The sequence below is a fragment of the Celeribacter sp. SCSIO 80788 genome (genome assembly GCF_051054295.1).
In the GTDB taxonomy this organism is placed as follows: domain Bacteria; phylum Pseudomonadota; class Alphaproteobacteria; order Rhodobacterales; family Rhodobacteraceae; genus Celeribacter.
Genome location: NZ_CP150482.1, coordinates 113,492 through 130,893, shown reverse-complemented (window position 1 = coordinate 130,893; position 17,402 = coordinate 113,492). Strand labels below are relative to the sequence as shown.

15 protein-coding genes and 1 tRNA gene are annotated in these 17,402 nt (G+C 61.1%); 7 read left to right on the top strand and 9 right to left on the bottom strand.

What is annotated here, in order from left to right; translation table 11 throughout:
• Positions 1–206: 206 nt before the first annotated feature.
• Positions 207–962 (top strand): SDR family NAD(P)-dependent oxidoreductase, encoded by a 756-nt coding sequence (locus V1471_RS00780; RefSeq protein ID WP_434286354.1) that lies wholly within the window; start codon positions 207–209, stop codon positions 960–962.
• A gap of 138 nt (positions 963–1,100) precedes the next feature.
• Entirely contained in the window at positions 1,101–2,819 is a 1,719-nt protein-coding gene (metG, locus tag V1471_RS00775) for a methionine--tRNA ligase (RefSeq protein ID WP_434286352.1), read from the top strand.
• Positions 2,820–2,935: 116 nt separating this feature from the next.
• On the opposite strand, the gene V1471_RS00770 is transcribed toward metG, so the two are convergent.
• The 3 genes from V1471_RS00770 to V1471_RS00760 all read right to left on the bottom strand — a co-directional run bounded on the left by V1471_RS00770 (position 2,936) and on the right by V1471_RS00760 (position 4,888).
• A complete protein-coding gene (locus V1471_RS00770) occupies positions 2,936–3,760 on the bottom strand; it encodes a glycosyltransferase (protein WP_434286351.1) in 825 nt (274 codons plus the stop codon).
• 48 nt (positions 3,761–3,808) lie between these two features.
• Positions 3,809–3,895 (bottom strand) — tRNA-Leu (locus V1471_RS00765).
• Positions 3,896–4,048: 153 nt separating this feature from the next.
• Complete coding sequence (locus V1471_RS00760) at positions 4,049–4,888, bottom strand: glycosyl hydrolase (protein ID WP_434286350.1); 840 nt, start codon at positions 4,886–4,888, stop codon at positions 4,049–4,051.
• Positions 4,889–5,108: 220 nt separating this feature from the next.
• Here V1471_RS00760 and V1471_RS00755 point away from each other — a divergent pair, with 220 nt between their 5' ends.
• Together V1471_RS00755 and V1471_RS00750 are read left to right on the top strand one after the other, a co-directional pair.
• On the top strand, positions 5,109–5,867 hold the full coding sequence (locus tag V1471_RS00755) for a sulfotransferase family 2 domain-containing protein (RefSeq protein WP_434286349.1): 759 nt from the start codon (positions 5,109–5,111) through the stop codon (positions 5,865–5,867).
• Positions 5,867–6,604, top strand: a complete 738-nt coding sequence (locus tag V1471_RS00750; RefSeq protein ID WP_434286348.1) for a rhomboid family intramembrane serine protease — start codon at positions 5,867–5,869, stop codon at positions 6,602–6,604. Before V1471_RS00755 ends, V1471_RS00750 begins: the two co-directional genes overlap by 1 nt.
• Before the next feature lie 90 nt (positions 6,605–6,694).
• Here the strand turns inward: V1471_RS00750 and V1471_RS00745 are convergent, their stop codons facing one another.
• The 3 genes from V1471_RS00745 to V1471_RS00735 all read right to left on the bottom strand — a co-directional run bounded on the left by V1471_RS00745 (position 6,695) and on the right by V1471_RS00735 (position 8,900).
• Entirely contained in the window at positions 6,695–6,880 is a 186-nt protein-coding gene (locus V1471_RS00745) for a hypothetical protein (protein ID WP_434286347.1), read from the bottom strand.
• A 208-nt stretch (positions 6,881–7,088) separates the two neighbouring features.
• A complete protein-coding gene (locus tag V1471_RS00740) occupies positions 7,089–7,877 on the bottom strand; it encodes an inositol monophosphatase family protein (RefSeq protein WP_434286346.1) in 789 nt (262 codons plus the stop codon).
• Positions 7,878–7,994: 117 nt separating this feature from the next.
• A complete protein-coding gene (locus V1471_RS00735) occupies positions 7,995–8,900 on the bottom strand; it encodes a LysR family transcriptional regulator (protein WP_434290837.1) in 906 nt (301 codons plus the stop codon).
• Positions 8,901–8,994: 94 nt separating this feature from the next.
• Here V1471_RS00735 and metF point away from each other — a divergent pair, with 94 nt between their 5' ends.
• On the top strand, positions 8,995–9,828 hold the full coding sequence (gene metF / locus V1471_RS00730; RefSeq protein ID WP_434286345.1) for a methylenetetrahydrofolate reductase [NAD(P)H]: 834 nt from the start codon (positions 8,995–8,997) through the stop codon (positions 9,826–9,828).
• On the opposite strand, the gene V1471_RS00725 is transcribed toward metF, so the two are convergent.
• Positions 9,825–10,874, bottom strand: coding sequence for a DUF2235 domain-containing protein (locus V1471_RS00725; RefSeq protein ID WP_434286344.1), 1,050 nt, complete (start codon positions 10,872–10,874; stop codon positions 9,825–9,827). The two genes, metF and V1471_RS00725, sit on opposite strands and share 4 nt — an antisense overlap.
• A gap of 133 nt (positions 10,875–11,007) precedes the next feature.
• Positions 11,008–12,150, bottom strand: a complete 1,143-nt coding sequence (locus V1471_RS00720) for a type III PLP-dependent enzyme (protein WP_434286343.1) — start codon at positions 12,148–12,150, stop codon at positions 11,008–11,010.
• 296 nt (positions 12,151–12,446) lie between these two features.
• Between V1471_RS00720 and V1471_RS00715 the strand changes: the two genes are divergently transcribed.
• Complete coding sequence (locus tag V1471_RS00715) at positions 12,447–12,878, top strand: Lrp/AsnC family transcriptional regulator (RefSeq protein WP_434286342.1); 432 nt, start codon at positions 12,447–12,449, stop codon at positions 12,876–12,878.
• Between the two features lie 14 nt (positions 12,879–12,892).
• Here V1471_RS00715 and V1471_RS00710 read toward each other — a convergent pair whose 3' ends face one another.
• Positions 12,893–14,041, bottom strand: coding sequence for a serine hydrolase domain-containing protein (locus V1471_RS00710; RefSeq protein ID WP_434286340.1), 1,149 nt, complete (start codon positions 14,039–14,041; stop codon positions 12,893–12,895).
• 203 nt (positions 14,042–14,244) lie between these two features.
• Between V1471_RS00710 and V1471_RS00705 the strand changes: the two genes are divergently transcribed.
• The gene (locus V1471_RS00705) at positions 14,245–17,373 is read left to right on the top strand and encodes a valine--tRNA ligase (RefSeq protein WP_434286339.1); all 3,129 of its coding nucleotides are present in this window, start codon (positions 14,245–14,247) and stop codon (positions 17,371–17,373) included.
• Positions 17,374–17,402 lie beyond the last annotated feature (29 nt).

Below are 17,402 nucleotides of genomic sequence, written 5' to 3'. Positions count from 1 at the left end.
GAGGGTTATCCTGTGTCAATCCGTGTTGCCGCTCACACTAGCCGCGTTGCGTCGCAGGGCAACCCGTTGGCACAGAGTTTTTCGAGAAGTTCTCCGAAACTCTACATTCGTGCATATCTGCGGTGCGCATTTGCGCCTCGTCAAAGTGCCGGGACATCTTATCTGATGTTTTGAAAAGACAAGACAATATCATTGGAGAGTTGATCATGGACCTTCGTTTCGACGGCAAAACCGCAATTGTGACAGGGGCCGCATCGGGCATCGGCGCCGCCATCGCAGAAGAGCTTGCCAGCGCAGGTGCGACGGTGATCGTCGCCGACCTGAACGCGGAAGCGGCTGCCGCAGAAGTGGCGAAGATCGAAGCGGCGGGCGGCAAGGCGCTGGCCGCCACCGCCGACGTGTCCGATCCGGACGCCGTCAAGGCCATGATCGATTTCGCCGTGGCGAAAACCGGCAAGCTCGACCTTTTGGTGAACAACGCCGGCATCGGCGGACCGCTGTCGCCGATCACCGATGTGGACCCGATCAAGTGGAAACAGGTGATCGACATCAACCTGATGGGCGTGTTCTACGGCATGCATTACGGCGCGCAGGCGATGAAGGCCGCGGGCGGCGGCGCGATCGTCAACATGGCGTCGATCCTCGGCTCCGTCGCGGATCTCAACATCTCCGCCTATGTGACCGCGAAACACGGGGTCGTGGGGATGACGAAAGCGGCAGCTCTCGAAATGGCCGCCGACAACATCCGCGTCAATTCCGTGGGCCCGGGCTATATCGAAACCCCGCTCGTGGTCGGCTCTTTGCCCGAAGAGGTGCTCGACAATCTCCGCGCACGCCATGCCGCGAAACGGCTTGGCAAACCCGAAGAGGTTGCGGCCCTCGTCGCCTTCCTCCTGTCGGATCGGGCGAGCTTTATCACCGGCTCCTATCACCTCGTGGATTCGGGCTACACGGCACTCTGATTCAACTCCCTGTTGGAGACTGGCGCGCGGCATCCCCACGCGCCTTTTTTCATGGGCATCGCCTCACCTCTGGCTCTTTATCGCCAAGCGCGATAGAGAAACGGGAAGACATTTGTAACGGACGACCGGACGACCCACATGGCACGCACGCTCATCACCTCCGCCCTGCCCTATATCAATGGCATCAAACACCTCGGCAACCTTGTGGGCTCGCAGCTCCCGGCCGATCTTTATGCGCGCTACCGCCGGGCGCGGGGCGACGAGGTTCTGTTCCTTTGCGCCACCGACGAACACGGCACCCCGGCCGAGATCGCGGCGCAGAAAGCGGGCAAGCCGGTCGCCGAGTATTGCACTGAGCTGCATGACGTTCAGGCCGAGATTGCCGCAGGCTTCCGGCTGTCCTTCGACCATTTCGGGCGGTCCTCTTCGGCGCAGAACCACAAGCTGACGCAACATCTCGCCAAGTGCCTTTATGAAGCCGGTCTGATCGAAGTGGTTGAAGAAACGCAGATTTATTCCGTGACCGATGGGCGTTTCCTGCCGGACCGCTATATCGAGGGCACCTGCCCGAACTGCGGCTATGACTCGGCGCGCGGCGATCAGTGCGACAACTGCACAAAACAGCTCGACCCGACCGATCTGATCAACCCGCATTCGACCATCTCGGGTGCAACGGACCTAGAGGAAAGGGTTACGAAACACCTCTACCTTAAACAGTCCGACATGCGCGATGCCCTGAACGACTGGATCGACAGCAAGACCGACTGGCCCGTTCTGACCACCTCGATTGCCAAGAAATGGCTCAATGACGGCGATGGTTTGCAGGACCGTGGCATCACCCGCGATCTGAGCTGGGGCGTGCCGGTACAATTCGAGGGCGCGCCTTGGGAGGGCATGGACGGCAAGGTGTTCTATGTCTGGTTCGACGCCCCGATCGAATACATTGCCTGCGGTGCGGAATGGGCCGAAAAACAGGGGCTGGGCGATGAGGCTTGGGAACGTTGGTGGCGCACGGACAAGGGCGCGGACGATGTTCGATATGTGGAATTTATGGGCAAGGACAACGTGCCCTTCCATACCCTGTCCTTCCCGGTCACCATGCTGGGTGCGGGCGAGCCCTGGAAGATGGTCGATTACATCAAATCGTTCAACTACCTGAACTACGACGGCGGGCAGTTCTCCACCTCGCGCGGGCGTGGTGTGTTCATGGATCAGGCGCTGTCGATCCTGCCGTCGGACTACTGGCGCTGGTGGCTTTTGAGCCACGCGCCGGAAAGCTCGGACAGCGAGTTCACATGGGAAAACTTCCAAGTGTCCGTCAACAAGGACCTCGCCGATGTGCTCGGAAACTTCGTCTCGCGGATCACCAAATTCTGCCGGTCCAAATTTGGCGAAACCGTGCCGGAAGGTGGGAAATATGGCGAACAGGAACAGGCGCTGATTGCCGATCTGACCGCGAAAGTTGCGGAATATCAGAGCCATATGGACGCAATCGACGTGCGCAAAGGGGCCAACGCGCTCCGCGCCATCTGGGTTGCGGGCAACGAGTATCTGCAATCGGCCGCCCCTTGGTCGACTTTCAAGGAAGACCCGGAGAAGGCCGCCGCTCAAGTGCGTCTGGGCCTCAACCTGATCGGGCTTTACGCGCGCCTCTCCGCGCCGTTCATCCCCGATACGGCAGGCAAATTGCAGACCGCTCTGGTGCTGACGGATCTGGACTGGCCGGAGGATGTTGCGGGGGCGCTTGAGGCGCTGAAACCCGGCCATGCTTTCGTCGTGCCGGACAATCTTTTCGCCAAGATCGACGATGAGCAACGTGCGGAATGGCAAGAAAAATTCGCCGGGGTTCGCAGCTAAGCCGCATCGCGAAAATGTTCGAATAAGACAAGAAAGCCCTCCAAACGGAGGGCTTTTTTAGTGTCGGATTTGCGTCGGACACCTGTCGGACTTTTGTCGGACCTTTTACCCGAACCTTATGAGGCATCCAGCTCGGCAATGCCGTTCACGGCGCGTGTCTCACCGGATTTGCGCAGCGCGAGAATATAGGCGCGGTTGGCGCTTTTGACCTGCTGGTCTGCATAGGACCGCCCGTGATCAAGGTGATAGGCCGGGGCGGTGTAGCGCACATGGCGACCACGAATGCCCGCGTTGCGCAGCCGTACGCCGATCTCCTTGTCGAGCCCGCCATAGGACATGTTGCCCTCAAAGCCGTTGACCCGCAAAACGTCCTCGCGCCAGACCGAAGCACAGGCCCCCTGAAAATTCGGTGCGACCGGCGAGAGACGGTCGAGAAGCGCCATGACACCGGGCGGGAAGGGCATGGATTTGAGCCATTGCGAGCGGCCTTTCGGGGTCCAGCCCGCAAGACGGCCCTCCGCCCAGCCATAGCTCTGCGCCTGCAAAAGCCTTTGCGTCAGATCGGCGTCGAGACGGATCAGCGAGCCGGTGAGATAGCGCCCGCGCGTGGCACAGGAGAAATGCCGCGCCAGAGCCTCGGGATGCAGGATCACATCGTCGTCGAGAAACACCAGATAATCGCAGGTCGAGCTGGCAATCGCCCGATTGAGCGCGACGGATTTGCGAAAGCCCTGATCTTCATGCCACGACCGACGCAACGGCAGATCGGGATGGGCGGCGCGAAACGCCTCAATCACCGGGTCGATCCGCGCATCGGAGCCGTCATCGGCCAGACAGATCGAGGAGGGACGCTGGCTCTGCTCCGCAATGCTCTGGAGACACAGGCGCAGATAATCCGGCTTGTTATAGGTCGCGATGATGACTTCGGACGTGAATTGCACGGCGCATCCCTTTGCTCAGACAGCGCTCCCCGGGCTGCCCACCCTTTTTGGTACCCGCGGCCGGACTCGAACCGGCACGGCCTATACGGCCTAAGGATTTTAAGTCCTCTGTGTCTACCATTCCACCACGCGGGCCCGCCCAATGCGAGCGAAAGGACGTGCCGGTTGCCCGGATCGTCCTTGGCCTGCGTCCTAACATCTTGCGGGAGGCTTGCCCAGAGGGCGCGGGCATCATGGCCGGAGGGAAACGCGGAAACGGGTTGAGGCTATGAGAGGGAATAGGAAGGCTTACTCGTTGGCCGATGCCACCCGCCGGGCGCCGATGCGGCTCAAAGTGCGGTCGAAGGCGACACCGACCGGGGTCGGTTGCAACGTGTTGGACACCAGATTGATCTGCGGCGCGCCTCCGGCATAGGGATAGGGATTGGCGGCGAACCATGCGTGACGTTCGACGAAGGGCAAGCGTTCCATCATCAGGATGGCGGCCTCGGCGAAGGCGGCATTCTGGGCATAGCTGACCCCACGAACGTTCTGCCAGTCGACAAAGGCGAATTCCGTGACCCAGATCGGGCGGTTATATGCGGCATGAACCGCGCGGAGCCAGTTTTCAAAGGCTTTCACATCGCCATTCGTCGAATAGTAATGCACCGCCATGAAATCGACGCGCAGACCTTTGGCCTCCGCCTGCGCCATGAAGCGGCCCTGCCATGAGGTTTTGCCGAGCGTCTGGCCCTGCGTGACCGCCGGGCTGCCAAGGCGCAACCCGCGCGCTTCGAGTTTCGGCCAGAGGGCAACGGCCTGTTCGACGGACAGATTGCTGCCTTCGCTCTTGCGGGAATCCGGTTCGTTGAAGGCCAGAAGCGTACGCACCGGCAGGTCGGAGACGATTTTCTTGTTCACATCCCCTGCATCGCGGATCATCGGCACGAATTCGACGGAGCGGCGGCGTTTGTCCTTGGACCACATCTGGGTCGGGCGCCAAGTGTAATACCAATCGAGCGCAGGCGCGTCCTCGATCCAGCGCAACATCGTCTGGTTGGAATTTTCCCACGCGCCGATCCCGGCCTTGTCCGCGAACAGCGCCGTGGGCATGAACATGAGAGCCGCCAAGAGAAGTCGTTTGAGCATCGCTGCCTCGTCGGGTTTTTGCGAGGCTATAAAGGCAAGAGGTCATGAATGCGGCCAGATTGTGGCAAAGCCCGGACAATTGGCGTGTTTCTGCCAGTGCGAAGAAGATCCGCGCGGAAACACGCCGCATCGCAGCGACGCCGCGGATGTCAGCGCGCCTCTTGACCCGGCCATGTGTTCGCCGCACAAGAAAACCGATCCTTTCGCAGAAAGAGCGCTCATGTCAGACAACGGCCTGACCGGACGAAACGCCCCGGTTGCAGCGATGGCGAAACGCAATCTGCGCAACCGTCTGGTGCGTCTCCGGTATTCCTCTGTCGACAGCTATCCGGTCACGGCGCTCTTGCCGGAGCATGCGCGTCAGGCCGCGATGTCCCGGATCTGTTATTTCCCGGGGCAAAAGCTGTTTTACGCCCGCCTGCCGAAATGCGCCAATTCGACCATCGTGCGCACGATGGCGCACTCTTGTCGGTCGGGGCTGGAAGACGTACGGATCAATCGGCTCAAAGCCCTGTTCAACATGCTGCCCTGGCGGCGCGAATTCGAGGCCGCAGCGAAGATCACGGTGCTGCGCGAACCCGTCGAGCGCGCGGTCTCCGCATGGCGCGACAAGGGGCATAACCCGGTTTTCATCCGCCAGCACCGTTATGCCGGCGATGAAGAGACGATCCCCACATTGGAGCAATTCCTGATCGCGCTGCGGGACAATGACTATTACCGGAATGGCCATTACCTGCCGCAGCTCGACATGATCCCCGGTGCGATCGAGCGCTATGATGTCGGGACGGTGGAGCGGCTTGAACCGTTTCTGGAACGGGTTTGCACGAGCTATTTCGGGCAGTTTTCGGGTCTCCAGAATGTGCTGCACCATGCCACGGATTCCCGCAAGAAGAAGCTCGAGACCAGTGCGCGGGAGCGCGCTTTGATCGACGAGCTTTATGGCGAGGACATCGTTTTCTACCAGAGCCTTCTGGTCTGATGTTTCCGATCCGCGACCATAACCCCTCGCGCCGTCCCGCCCTCGTCACCTATGTGCTGATCGCGGTGAATCTGGCGGTGTTTCTGGCGATGCTGCCGAGTTATGGCGACGAGCGTGCGCTTTTGGCGATCTATTCGGACTGGGCGCTTTTGCCCGCGCGGATCAGTTCCGGCAGCGGATATGTCACGTTTTTCACCTCCATGTTCATGCATGGCGGGCTGATGCATATCGCGGGGAACATGTTGTTTCTGTGGATTTTCGGCGACAATCTCGAAGACGAGATGGGGCATCTGCGCTATCTCGGGTTTTACCTTCTGTGCGGATTGGCGGCGGGCATGGCGCAGTATCTGGCCGATCCCGGCTCGCGTGTGCCGATGGTGGGCGCCTCGGGCGCGATTGCGGGGGTGATGGGGGGCTATCTGTTGCTGTTCCCGAAAGCGCGGGTCGATGTACTTTTCATCTTCATCATCTTTTTCAAGGTCTTCCCCCTGCCCGCCTGGGTCATGCTGGGGCTTTGGTTCGCGCTTCAGGTCGTGGCGGAGCTGGGCTCGACCGCGGGCACCGGTGGGGTGGCGCATCTGGCGCATGTCGGCGGGTTCGTTGCGGGGGTGGTTCTGGCCCTGCCGCTGTGGCTCCGGCTTGGTGGCACGGCCTATTGGCAGCGCACCCACGGGCGACCTGTACATACCGCCGCCCGCTATGCCCGAAGCTCCGTGCCGGTCGTGCGCCGCCGCTAGCCGCTGAGCGGCCACAAGAACGCCCGGTGAAAAACCCCCGCCACGTCCGACGCGGCGGGGTCTTTTGAGGATGGAACCGCTGACCCGGACTTATTCCGCGATCGTGTCCTCTTCCGAGGATGTGTCCGAGGATGCGGAGTAATTCGCCACGTCGATGCTTTCGACTTCGGAATTCAACCGCATCGTAAAGGTAAAGGCCCCCTGCCAGATGATGGCGAGCACCATGATGCTCATCCCGACGATGGCGGAGACCAGCACGACCCAGTCGACCGTCACGGCCCCTTGGTCGTCGGCACGAAAACGCGCGCAAAAATGTTTCAACCTGTTAATCACGTGTATCCCTCCGATGATCCTTGTCAGAGTCTCACGAGAAAACGACCAAATCAGGGCAGGAACCGCGCATTTACGGGAAAATCTCACATGTTTGTGAACCGCGCCATGTGGCGCGGCGCAGGCAGGCCAAACGTTTTGCAGGAAACCGTGCTCAGGCGGCGCGGATGATGGCCGCGAACCGCTCGAACAGCGCCTCGTTGCCGCAGATCACTTCGCCAGAGTCGACCGGGTTGTCCTCGGGGTGCAGCCCCTCGACGAACCCGCCCGCTTCCTTCACGAGAAGCACACCGGCGGCCATGTCCCAGGCGTTCAGGCGGCGTTCCCAGAAGCCGTCATAACGACCGGCGGCCACATAGGCGAGATCGAGCGCGGCGGAGCCCCAACGGCGCACACCGGCGGTGGCGGGCAGAAGGCGGGCCAGATCGCGCAGGGTTTCCGGCAGATCGCCGCGACCGCCGAAGGGCAAGCCGGTGGCGAAGATCGATTCGATCATCTTGGTGCGGCCCGACACACGGATGCGCGTGTCGTTCATCCAGGCGCCGGCGCCCTTCTCGGCCCAGAACAGCTCGCCCTTGGCCGGATCGAAGACGACGCCGGAAACGATCTCGCCCTTGTGCTCGAGCGCGATGGAGATCGCCCAATGCGGCAGACCGTGGAGGAAGTTCGTCGTCCCGTCGAGCGGATCGACGATCCAGCGCCGCGTCGGGTCGGTGCCCTCGACGGGTTTGCTTTCCTCGCCGGTCCAGCCGTAATTCGGACGCGCCTCCATCAGGGTCTCGCGGATGATCTCTTCGGCACGAATGTCGGCCTTCGACACGAAGTCTCCTGCGCCTTTGGACGAGACCTGAAGGTTCTCGACCTCACGGAAATCCTTGACCAGCGAACGACCTGCCGCGCGGGCGGCTTTGATCATGACATTGAGATTGGCGCTGCCTTGCATGGGTCCGGGCTCCGAAAGGGTTTGAGATGTTCAAACCGGGCGTATACGCCGCCAAGCCCGTCCTGCCAAGGGTTTCAGGGCAAAGAAATGCGCGGAAAACCGTCGTTTTCGCCGGGTTCAGCCGCGCTGAAGCTTCACGGCTTCGGTTTTCGCGATGCGCAGCACATGGGCCATGTAGGGTTTGCTCACATCGTCCTCGCGCACGGCGGCGTACATCCGGCGGGTGATGCCATGCGCGGTCAGGGGCCGGATGGCGTAATCCGGGTGGCTGCGGATGTCGCGCATAACCCAGTCGGGGAGCACCGAAATGCCGCGCCCGGCGGCGACCAGCATGAGGATCACGTCGGTCAGCTCGACCTGACGCTGTTGCGCAGGTTCGATCCCGGCGGGGGTCAGCAAGGTCTTGAACACGTCGAGGCGGGCGCGGTCCATCGGATAGGTGATGAGGGTCTGATCGGCGAAATCCTCCGCCACAAGAAAGGGCTTCTCGGCCAGAGGCGATTTCGAGGGCAGCACACACATGGGCGCATAGTCGAAGAGCGGTACGAAACTGATGCCCGGGATATTGTCGGGATCGGAGGAAATGACGAAATCGACCTCCTCCCGTTCGAGCGCCGGGAGCGCCCCGAAGGCGAGGCGCTGGCGGATGTCGACGTCGATCTCCGGCCAGGCCTTGCGGAACTGGTTGAGCACCGGGAAGAGCCAGTCGAAACAGGCGTGGCATTCCATGGCGATGTGGAGACGGCCGGAGGTGCCCGCCTCGATGCCGCGAAACTCATCCTCCAAAGCCTGCACCTTGGGCAAAACGTCTTCGGCCAGCGCCAGAAGTTTCATCCCCGCAGGCGAGAGTTTCAACGGTTTCGAGCGGCGCACGAAAAGCTCCACCCCGGCCTGATCTTCGAGTCCCTTGACCTGATGCGACAGGGCGGATTGAGTGATATTCAGCCGGTCGGCGGCACGGGCCAGACCGCCCTCCTCATGGATGGCCTTGATCGTGCGCAGATGGCGGAATTCGAGGTGCATCTTGAATGGCACTCATGTTGATCTTGAGAATTATGAATTTGTCTCACATGACCTGTCGTGACACAAGAGCCGTCAGTTCAACGAGGACCAGACGATGACCAACGCGCCCAAAATCTCTTTCGAATTCTTCCCACCGAAGGATATCGAAGCCTGTTTTTCTCTGTTCGAGACGCTTCAGGTATTGGGCGACATGACGCCGGAATTCGCCTCTGTGACCTATGGCGCGGGCGGCACGACGCGCGAGCTGACCCATGACGCGGTGGCTTTGCTCACCCGCAAATACGGCTGGAACGTCGCGGCGCACCTCACCTGTGTGAATGCCACGAAAGAGGAAACCCTTGCGATTGCAAAGGGATACAAGGATGTAGGCGTCAACGAGATCGTGGCGCTGCGGGGCGATCCGCCGAAAGGCGCGGGCAAATTCACCCCGGCGGAGGGCGGTTTCGCGAATTCCGCGGAGTTGATCGCGGCGCTCAAGGAGACCGGCGAGTTCAAGATCCGCGTCGGCGCCTACCCGGACCCGCACCCGGATGCAGAGGATGAGACCTCCGACATCACTTGGCTCAAGCACAAATTCGAAGCCGGGGCCGATTCGGCGATCACTCAGTTCTTCTTTGAACCGGAAAATTTCTTTCGCTTCCGCGACCGTTGCGCGCGCGCAGGCATCACCGGCGAAATCATTCCCGGCATCCTGCCGATCACAAGCTGGAAAGGCATTCAGAGATTCGCCGCGAGCTGTGGCACGCCGATCCCGATCAGCTATGAGGCCGCGTTCGAGCATTCGCAGGATCACCACAAGCTCTCGGTCGATCTTTGCACCAAACTTTGCGAAAAGCTTCTCAACGAGGGCGTCGAGGACCTGCATTTCTATACGCTGAACCGTCCGACGCTGACGAAGGCGGTCTGTGCGAATCTGGGCGTGGCCTAACGCTTTAGCGCCGGGTGCCGGATCTCTGAGGGGTCCGCCCCCACCCCGCGGGGCTCGCGCAGCACAAAGAACTTGCCCCAGCCGCGATTCATGCCCACGGAGGGCCCATGCGGGTCGGCGAGGTAACGCCTGCGCCAGCCTTGCGGCAGGGGCAATCCCGCCGCCTCCGCCTTGTCGAGCATCCACACCAGCGTGGCGTTCGACAGGCGTCGCTCGGGATTGTTGCCGAACAATTGCCCGCCGATGTCGCCATGGGTGCCCGGGAACCACATCTGTTGCAGCACCTGACGTTTGCCTGCGAAGATCGGCGCGTCCGGGTTGGTTTCGAACATCACCGGTTCATAGGCCGCGCGCGCTTCGTCATGGGCCAGCGCGTGATAGGCGCGTTTGACGCAGGTCGCGGGCATCTGGTCGTGGAATTCGTGAAATACGGTGGAATAGCGCCACAGGAGCGGGAAATGAATGCCCAGCGCCGCGACCGTGTCCCAGACGCCTAAGAATTCGATTTCGACACGTGGATGACAGTGGCGCGCCGAAAACGCATGCGATGAGGCGGCATGCGGAGCCATCTGGTAATGCCGGTAGGCGGTCAGGATGTTACGCTCCGTCGCCGCCTCCGGACGCAGCAGGCCGATCATGTCGATGAAGCCCGACAGGGAACGCACCGCATAGGCGCCACGGGAATAGCCGAAGAGGAAGATGCGGTCGCCGGGGCGGTAGCGCGAGGCCAGGGCGCCATAAACCCGCTGAATTTGCCGATCAATGCCGCGCCCTTCGATCACGTCCATGGTGTCCCGCCAGCCGCGCCACTGGATGCCCGCCTCGTAGCGCACCAACATGTTCGCGCCTTGGGCCGCCTCGGTACAGAGCTTGTAGGTCAGGCCCGCGTTGGTCTCGTCGCCGGGCACCAGCGAGGAAAGCGTGCCGTCCATGATGATCACATGGGTGAGCGGACCACGGGAATGGTGGCCGCCGGAGGTGCGCACCCGCTGGCGGAATTTGAAAAGGTGGGAAACCCGCCCGAAGAAGCCTTTTTTCTGATCCATGTGAAAGAGTTAGCATGGGAAAATGAAAAATCCCCTCCCTTTTGCGAGGGAGGGGACGTTGCGTCACGGGTTTGATCATACGGAGCCGGGACATTCGGCCCGGATGATCGCCACCCAGACGATAAGCTGACGATCAGATGTGGCGCTGCACCGTTTCCACGGTGATCTGGCCGAAGCCGTTGAATTTGGTCGCGGTAGCGACCGAATAAGCGCCGAGACCGTAGAAAATCACGTGATCCTCCTCTTCCATCGTCGCCGGGAAGCCCAGCTCGGACGGGAGTTTGTCGAGGCTGTCGCAGGTCGGGCCGAAGACGGTGCGGAACACCTTGTCGCCTTCGCGTTTGACGCCTTGCGGGCCGAACACGCCGATGCGGTCGATGACGCCAACGAGGTGCAGCTCGGACAGACCACCATAGACACCGTCGTTCAGGAACACATGGGCATCGTCGCGGATCGCTTTGACGCGGGTCACGAGCGAGTAGCTTTCCGCCACAAGACCACGGCCCGGCTCACAAACGAGCGCCGGAATATCGTCGCCAAAGGCTTCGCGGGCCACACGACCGATGAGATCGAAGGTCGGCTCAAGCTGCGGCACGACTTCGTTCAGACGATGGGACGGGAAGCCGCCACCGACGTTGAGGCGGGCGATTTTGACATCGGCCATCTGAGCGATCTCGGCAGCGGCACGGATGTATTTGTCCCATGCATGCGGATCGGTGCATTGCGTGCCCGGATGGAAGGTGAGCGAGGGCGTGAAGCCCAGTTGCGCGGCAAGGGTCAGAAGCTCGGCTGCGGCTTCGACAGTCGCGCCGAATTTCGCACCGAAGTTGTAGGCAGCGCCCTCGACCGGCAGTTTGAAGCGCACGGAAATTTCGACACCGTCGGCGGGCACAAGTTCGCCCAGCTTCACCAGTTCGGAGCGGCTGTCGACGGAATAGGATTTCACACCCATTTTCACGGCATGCAGGATCTCGGTGCGCGAGCGAACCGGGTTGTTGTAATGCATGGCCGCACCCGGCGCGATGCGGGCAATGGTGTTCATCTCCACGGGAGAGGCCACGTCGAACCCTTTGACACCGGCGGCCACGAGGTTGACGAGCACCTCCTCGTCCGGGTTGGATTTCACCGCATAGGTGACAAGGCCCGGAAAGCCTTTGATAAAACGACGGGCGGTCGCTTGCAGGATCGCGGGGGAGAAGAACAGCACCGGATGCTCGGGAGCATGCGTGCGCAGGTATTCGCTGGGCGTTGCCCAGATGGTCTTAGAGAGCCCCATTGGTCATGTCCTTTACCAACAGAGCGCAGCCACATCTTGCCCGGGAAAACTCCGGTTGGGATTGCGCTTACGCGATTAATCCTAACCAGGTTAGGTGCGGGACCGCCTCGTTTTTCCCTCGGCGACCGTCCTTCGAACCTGTCTTTCAGTGAACGCTATATGCGTGTTGATTTGGTCGATAGGAATAGTAAAATCGTGCGAAATGCCGGTCAATTCAACGAAATTGCCGATCAAATTTATAATGCTTTATCAGCCGGTCCAAAACGCTGGGCCGCGCGGGATTTCGGAGCGGGAAAATGGACGAACTTGATCAAAAAATCCTGACGGCACTGGCCGCCGATTCATCGACCTCGGTGTCGCGTCTGGCCCGGCGGTTCAAGGTGGCGCGCTCGACCGTGCAGGCGCGGCTGGAACGGTTGGAAACCAGCGGGATCATCGCGGGCTATACGATCAAGCTTGGCGATGTGGCGCTGGCGCGGCGGATCAAGGCGACGGTGCTCATTCAGGTCGAGCCGCGCACCTCGGCCTCGGTGGTAACGAAACTCAAGGCCTTGCCGGAGGTGGAAATGGTCGCGACCTCGACGGGTCGGGTCGATCTGATCGCGCAGATCGCCTGTGACACCACGGAGGAGATCGATCAGACGCTGGAGCAGATCAACGGCATCACCGGGGTGCAGGACGTCGAGAGCCTGATTCACCTGTCAATCAAGTTCGACAGGGCGATTTAGGGCCCGATCCGCCCCTACTCAGCCGGATGCGGCCGGTCACGCGGATCGGCCCGAAGCGCGGCGAGTTGCGCCTGCCGGATGTTGCCCGCCATCTCCTCCGCCCCGCGCACGGCAAAGACGATGCCGCGCACCGGGTCAGACAGTTGGTTGACCGTTCCCGCGACATAGACGCCGAGATCGGGCGCGTAGAAACAGGTACTTCCGCCGAAGCCGAAATGCCCGATGAGACGCGGCGACTTGTGCAGGACACGTTGCGGCAGGAAGGTCATGCGATAAGGCAGATGCAGCCACCACGGTGCCTGCACCTTCATGATGCCGGTGCCGAATTCGGCGGGAAAGAACATCGGGCGCCAGGTGTAGAGCCGCGGCAACACGCGTTTGTCGAAGAGGTAGCCCTCGAAAAACCCGCGCGCGAAGATCAGCGACTCGCGCGAGGTGGTGACGAGGCCGCTGTCGGCCTGAAACGAGGTCATGGTGCGCGGCACATGGACCTGCATGCGGCGCGACAGGGGCGGCATCGGATGACGGTCGGCGGGGTCGCAATAGATATAGGTCGAGCTCAGACCCAGACGTTCGGCGACGCGGGTCTGGACGACCTGGGCGAAACTTTTGCCCTCGATCTGTTCGATGACGCGGCCCAGAAGGTGGTAATTCGTATCGGTGTAGATCGCACGTTTCGAGGCTCCGGGGGCCGCGACCGCACCGTGTGAACGGGTGCGTTGGATCACCTCCTCGAAACTCCAGGCGCTGTCGATGCCGTCGGCGATCTGGTGGCGCAAGCGGCGGGCATGCATGCGGTAGAGGAAATAATCGCCGAAACCCGAGGTGTGCGACATCAGATGGCGGATCGTCACCTCGCCGGTGCGGTCGACCCCGTCCTTGACATGCAGCTCGGAACAATGACCGCACTGGCCGAGGTAATGCACGAAGGGCATGTCGAAGTCGATTTTCTCCTCCTCCAGCAATTGCAGGAGGATGGCGGTGACGAAGAGCTTGGTGACGCCTGTGGCGAAATAGGGCGTTCGGCTGTCGAGATTGCCCGCGCCGACATGCAGCTCCCGCCCGGTGTCCCGGTCGAACATCGAGAGCGTCACACCGCGGTGCATCCCGCTGCGGATCATCCGGTCGGCCAGTCTTTGCAATCGCGCGGAGGCGGCGCCCATGGTTTTCTCCTCTCGGGTCCGGAGGATGTGATGCCACAGCAAGGTTTAACACCACGTCAATTTGGCCGCCTTCCCGGGAATTTTCTCTCGGAAACGTGGGGAGTTTCTCCCTTTCCCTCTCACCTCCTGCGGGGTAAAAGCGCGGGACCCTTGAGCGCGGGGCCTTTCCCCGTGCCCGGACCGGAACGAAGCGAGAGACCACGATGGCCATGGAAAAGACGTTCGACGCGCAGGATTCAGAAGCGCGCATCTATGCGGAATGGGAAAAGGCGGGGGCGTTCAAAGCCGGCGCCCATAAGAAACGCGACGAGACCTTCACCATCATGATCCCGCCGCCGAACGTGACGGGCGCGCTGCACGTCGGTCATGCGTTCAACAATACGATTCAGGATATTCTGATCCGCTGGCACCGGATGCGCGGGTTCGACACGCTCTGGCAGCCGGGGCAGGACCATGCGGGCATCGCGACCCAGCTCATGGTCGAAAAGGAACTGGCGAAGACGCAACAGCCGTCCCGCGCCGAGCTTGGCCGTGAGGCGTTTCTTGAGAAGGTTTGGGAATGGAAGGGCAAATACGGCTCGACCATCATCAACCAGTTGAAGCGTTTGGGGTCGTCCTGTGACTGGTCCCGCAACGCCTTTACCATGTCCGGCGCGCCGGGGGCGCCCGCAGGCGAGGAAGGCAATTTCCATGACGCGGTGATCAAGGTTTTCGTCGATATGTATGAGAAAGGTCTCATCTATCGCGGCAAGCGCCTTGTGAACTGGGACCCGCATTTCGAGACGGCGATTTCCGATCTGGAAGTCGAGAATATCGAAGTTGCGGGCCATATGTGGCATTTCAAATACCCGCTCGCAGGCGGCGAGACCTATACCTATGTCGAGAAGGACGAGGACGGCAATGTCACCTTTTCCGAGGAGCGCGACTATATTTCCATCGCCACGACCCGGCCCGAGACCATGCTCGGCGATGGTGCGGTGGCCGTTCACCCGGATGACGCACGCTATGCGCCCATCGTGGGCAAGCTCTGTGAAATCCCGGTGGGACCGAAAGAGCACCGCCGCCTGATCCCGATCATCACCGACGAATACCCGGATATGAATTTCGGCTCCGGGGCGGTGAAGATCACCGGCGCGCATGATTTCAACGACTATCAGGTCGCGAAACGCGGCAATCTGCCGATGTATCGCCTGATGGACACCAAAGGCGCGATGCGCGCCGATGGTCTGTCTTATGAAGACAGTGCAATCCTTGCCGCCGAGATCCTCGCGGGCAAGCCCTTCACCGAATCTGAGGTCGACACGATCAACCTCGTGCCCGAGCACCTGCGCGGCCTCGACCGGTTCGACGCGCGCAAAGCGGTGATTTCGGAGATCAATGACGAAGGTCTGGCGGTGATGACCACCGTCACCAAGAAGGTCAAAGACGAAGACGGCACCGAGACCGAGGTGACCGAGACGGTTCCTTACGTCGAAGACAAGCCGATCATGCAGCCCTTTGGCGACCGCTCCAAGGTCGTCATCGAGCCGATGCTGACCGATCAGTGGTATGTAGACGCGGAGAAAATCGTCGGCAAGGCGCTCGATGCGGTGCGCACCGGCAAGACGAAAATCATGCCGGAAAGCGGTGAGAAGACCTATTTCCACTGGCTGGAAAATATCGAGCCGTGGTGTATTTCGCGCCAGCTATGGTGGGGCCACCAGATCCCGGTGTGGTACGGGCTGGACCTCTCCGCGCCGGATTTCACCGATGACGAGGGCGACGGCGCACTGGACGAGGTGGAACTGATGCGCCTTCTGACCGAGGGCGGCATGTTGCATCGCGGGACGGTGCATCACTGTGCTTCCGATTTCGAGGGCGTCCATGGCAAGTTCTTCGCCGATATGGACAATCTGCCGACGCCGCTCAATCACTGCCGCGTGGTCGAGGTTGCGACACGTCAGGAGGCCAACGAGGTCTTCGCAAACGCGCTCGCACAGTACAACGTCACGCAGGACCCGACCAAGCTGGTCTATCCGGTCTGGCGCGATGCGGATGTTTTGGACACATGGTTCTCCTCCGGGCTTTGGCCGATCGGTACGCTCGGCTGGCCGAACTGGGATGAGAGCACGTCGAAATATTTCCCGACCGATGTTCTTGTGACCGGTTTCGACATCCTGTTCTTCTGGGTCGCCCGGATGATGATGATGCAGCTCGCGGTGGTGGACGAAGTGCCGTTCCGCACGGTTTACCTGCACCAGCTCGTCCGCGACGAGAAGGGCAAGAAAATGTCGAAAACCACCGGCAACGTCATCGACCCGCTGGAGATCATCGACGAATACGGCGCCGATGCGCTGCGCTTCACCAATGCGTCCATGGCCTCCATCGGCGGAGTTCTGAAGCTTTCCGTCGACCGGATCAAAGGCTACCGCAACTTCGGCACCAAAATCTGGAACGCCGCGCGCTTTGCCGAGATGAACGGCGTGTTCGAGGGCTATACGCCGGGCGTCACGCCCACCCCGACCGCGACGGTGAACAAATGGATCATCGGCGAGACGGTGAAGGTGCTGGCCGAGGTCGACAAGGCCTTTGAAGAATACCGCTTCAACGACGCGGCCAACGCGCTTTACGCTTTTGTCTGGGGCAAGTTCTGCGACTGGTATGTCGAATTCTCGAAACCGCTGTTCTACGACGGGGACGAGGCGACGCTGGCCGAAACGCGCCAGACCATGGGCTGGGTTCTGGATCAGTCGCTCGCGATGATGCACCCGATCATGCCGTTCATCACCGAAGAGCTTTGGGGCACGGTCAATGGCGCGCGTCCGCTTTTGGCGCTGTCGGACTGGCCGGAGCTTTCGGACGATCTGATCGACGCGGAGGCTGGTGCGGAAATGAACTGGGTCATTGATCTGGTGGAACAAATCCGCTCCTCGCGGGCCGAAGTGCATGTGCCCGCGGGGCTGAAAATCCCGATGGTGCAGGTCGAGTTGGACGAGGCCGGCAAAACCGCCTTCGCCAATAACGAAGCGCTGATCCTCAAACTTGCGCGGCTCGACTCTGTGTCCGAAGGCGCAATGCCGAAAGGCGCGATCACCATTTCGGTCGCGGGCGGCATCTTTGCCCTGCCCCTCGAAGGGGTGATCGACATCGCCGAAGAAAAAGCCCGGCTCGAAAAGTCCCTCGGCAAGCTTGCCAAGGAGCTTGGGGGCCTGCGCGGCCGGCTGAACAACCCGAATTTCGTGGCCTCCGCGCCCGAAGAGGTTGTCGCCGAGGCGCAGGAAAATCTCGCTGCGCGCGAAGAGGAAGAAGCCAAGCTCAAATCCGCTCTGGCGCGGCTCTCAGAGATTGGCTGAGCCGGTTTAAAGGATTGAAAAAGGCCCGC

What these genes read in the sequence shown, in the direction of transcription:
- V1471_RS00755 (WP_434286349.1), top strand. Translation starts at nt 5,109, where the DNA reads ATGTCAGACAACGGCCTGACCGGACGAAACGCCCCGGTTGCAGCGATG.
- metF (WP_434286345.1), top strand. Translation starts at nt 8,995, where the DNA reads ATGACCAACGCGCCCAAAATCTCTTTCGAATTCTTCCCACCGAAGGAT.
- V1471_RS00760 (WP_434286350.1), bottom strand. Translation starts at nt 4,888, where the DNA reads ATGCTCAAACGACTTCTCTTGGCGGCTCTCATGTTCATGCCCACGGCG.
- V1471_RS00735 (WP_434290837.1), bottom strand. Translation starts at nt 8,900, where the DNA reads ATGCACCTCGAATTCCGCCATCTGCGCACGATCAAGGCCATCCATGAG.
- V1471_RS00725 (WP_434286344.1), bottom strand. Translation starts at nt 10,874, where the DNA reads ATGGATCAGAAAAAAGGCTTCTTCGGGCGGGTTTCCCACCTTTTCAAA.
- V1471_RS00720 (WP_434286343.1), bottom strand. Translation starts at nt 12,150, where the DNA reads ATGGGGCTCTCTAAGACCATCTGGGCAACGCCCAGCGAATACCTGCGC.
- V1471_RS00780 (WP_434286354.1), top strand. Translation starts at nt 207, where the DNA reads ATGGACCTTCGTTTCGACGGCAAAACCGCAATTGTGACAGGGGCCGCA.
- V1471_RS00715 (WP_434286342.1), top strand. Translation starts at nt 12,447, where the DNA reads ATGGACGAACTTGATCAAAAAATCCTGACGGCACTGGCCGCCGATTCA.
- V1471_RS00710 (WP_434286340.1), bottom strand. Translation starts at nt 14,041, where the DNA reads ATGGGCGCCGCCTCCGCGCGATTGCAAAGACTGGCCGACCGGATGATC.
- metG (WP_434286352.1), top strand. Translation starts at nt 1,101, where the DNA reads ATGGCACGCACGCTCATCACCTCCGCCCTGCCCTATATCAATGGCATC.
- V1471_RS00750 (WP_434286348.1), top strand. Translation starts at nt 5,867, where the DNA reads ATGTTTCCGATCCGCGACCATAACCCCTCGCGCCGTCCCGCCCTCGTC.
- V1471_RS00705 (WP_434286339.1), top strand. Translation starts at nt 14,245, where the DNA reads ATGGCCATGGAAAAGACGTTCGACGCGCAGGATTCAGAAGCGCGCATC.
- V1471_RS00740 (WP_434286346.1), bottom strand. Translation starts at nt 7,877, where the DNA reads ATGCAAGGCAGCGCCAATCTCAATGTCATGATCAAAGCCGCCCGCGCG.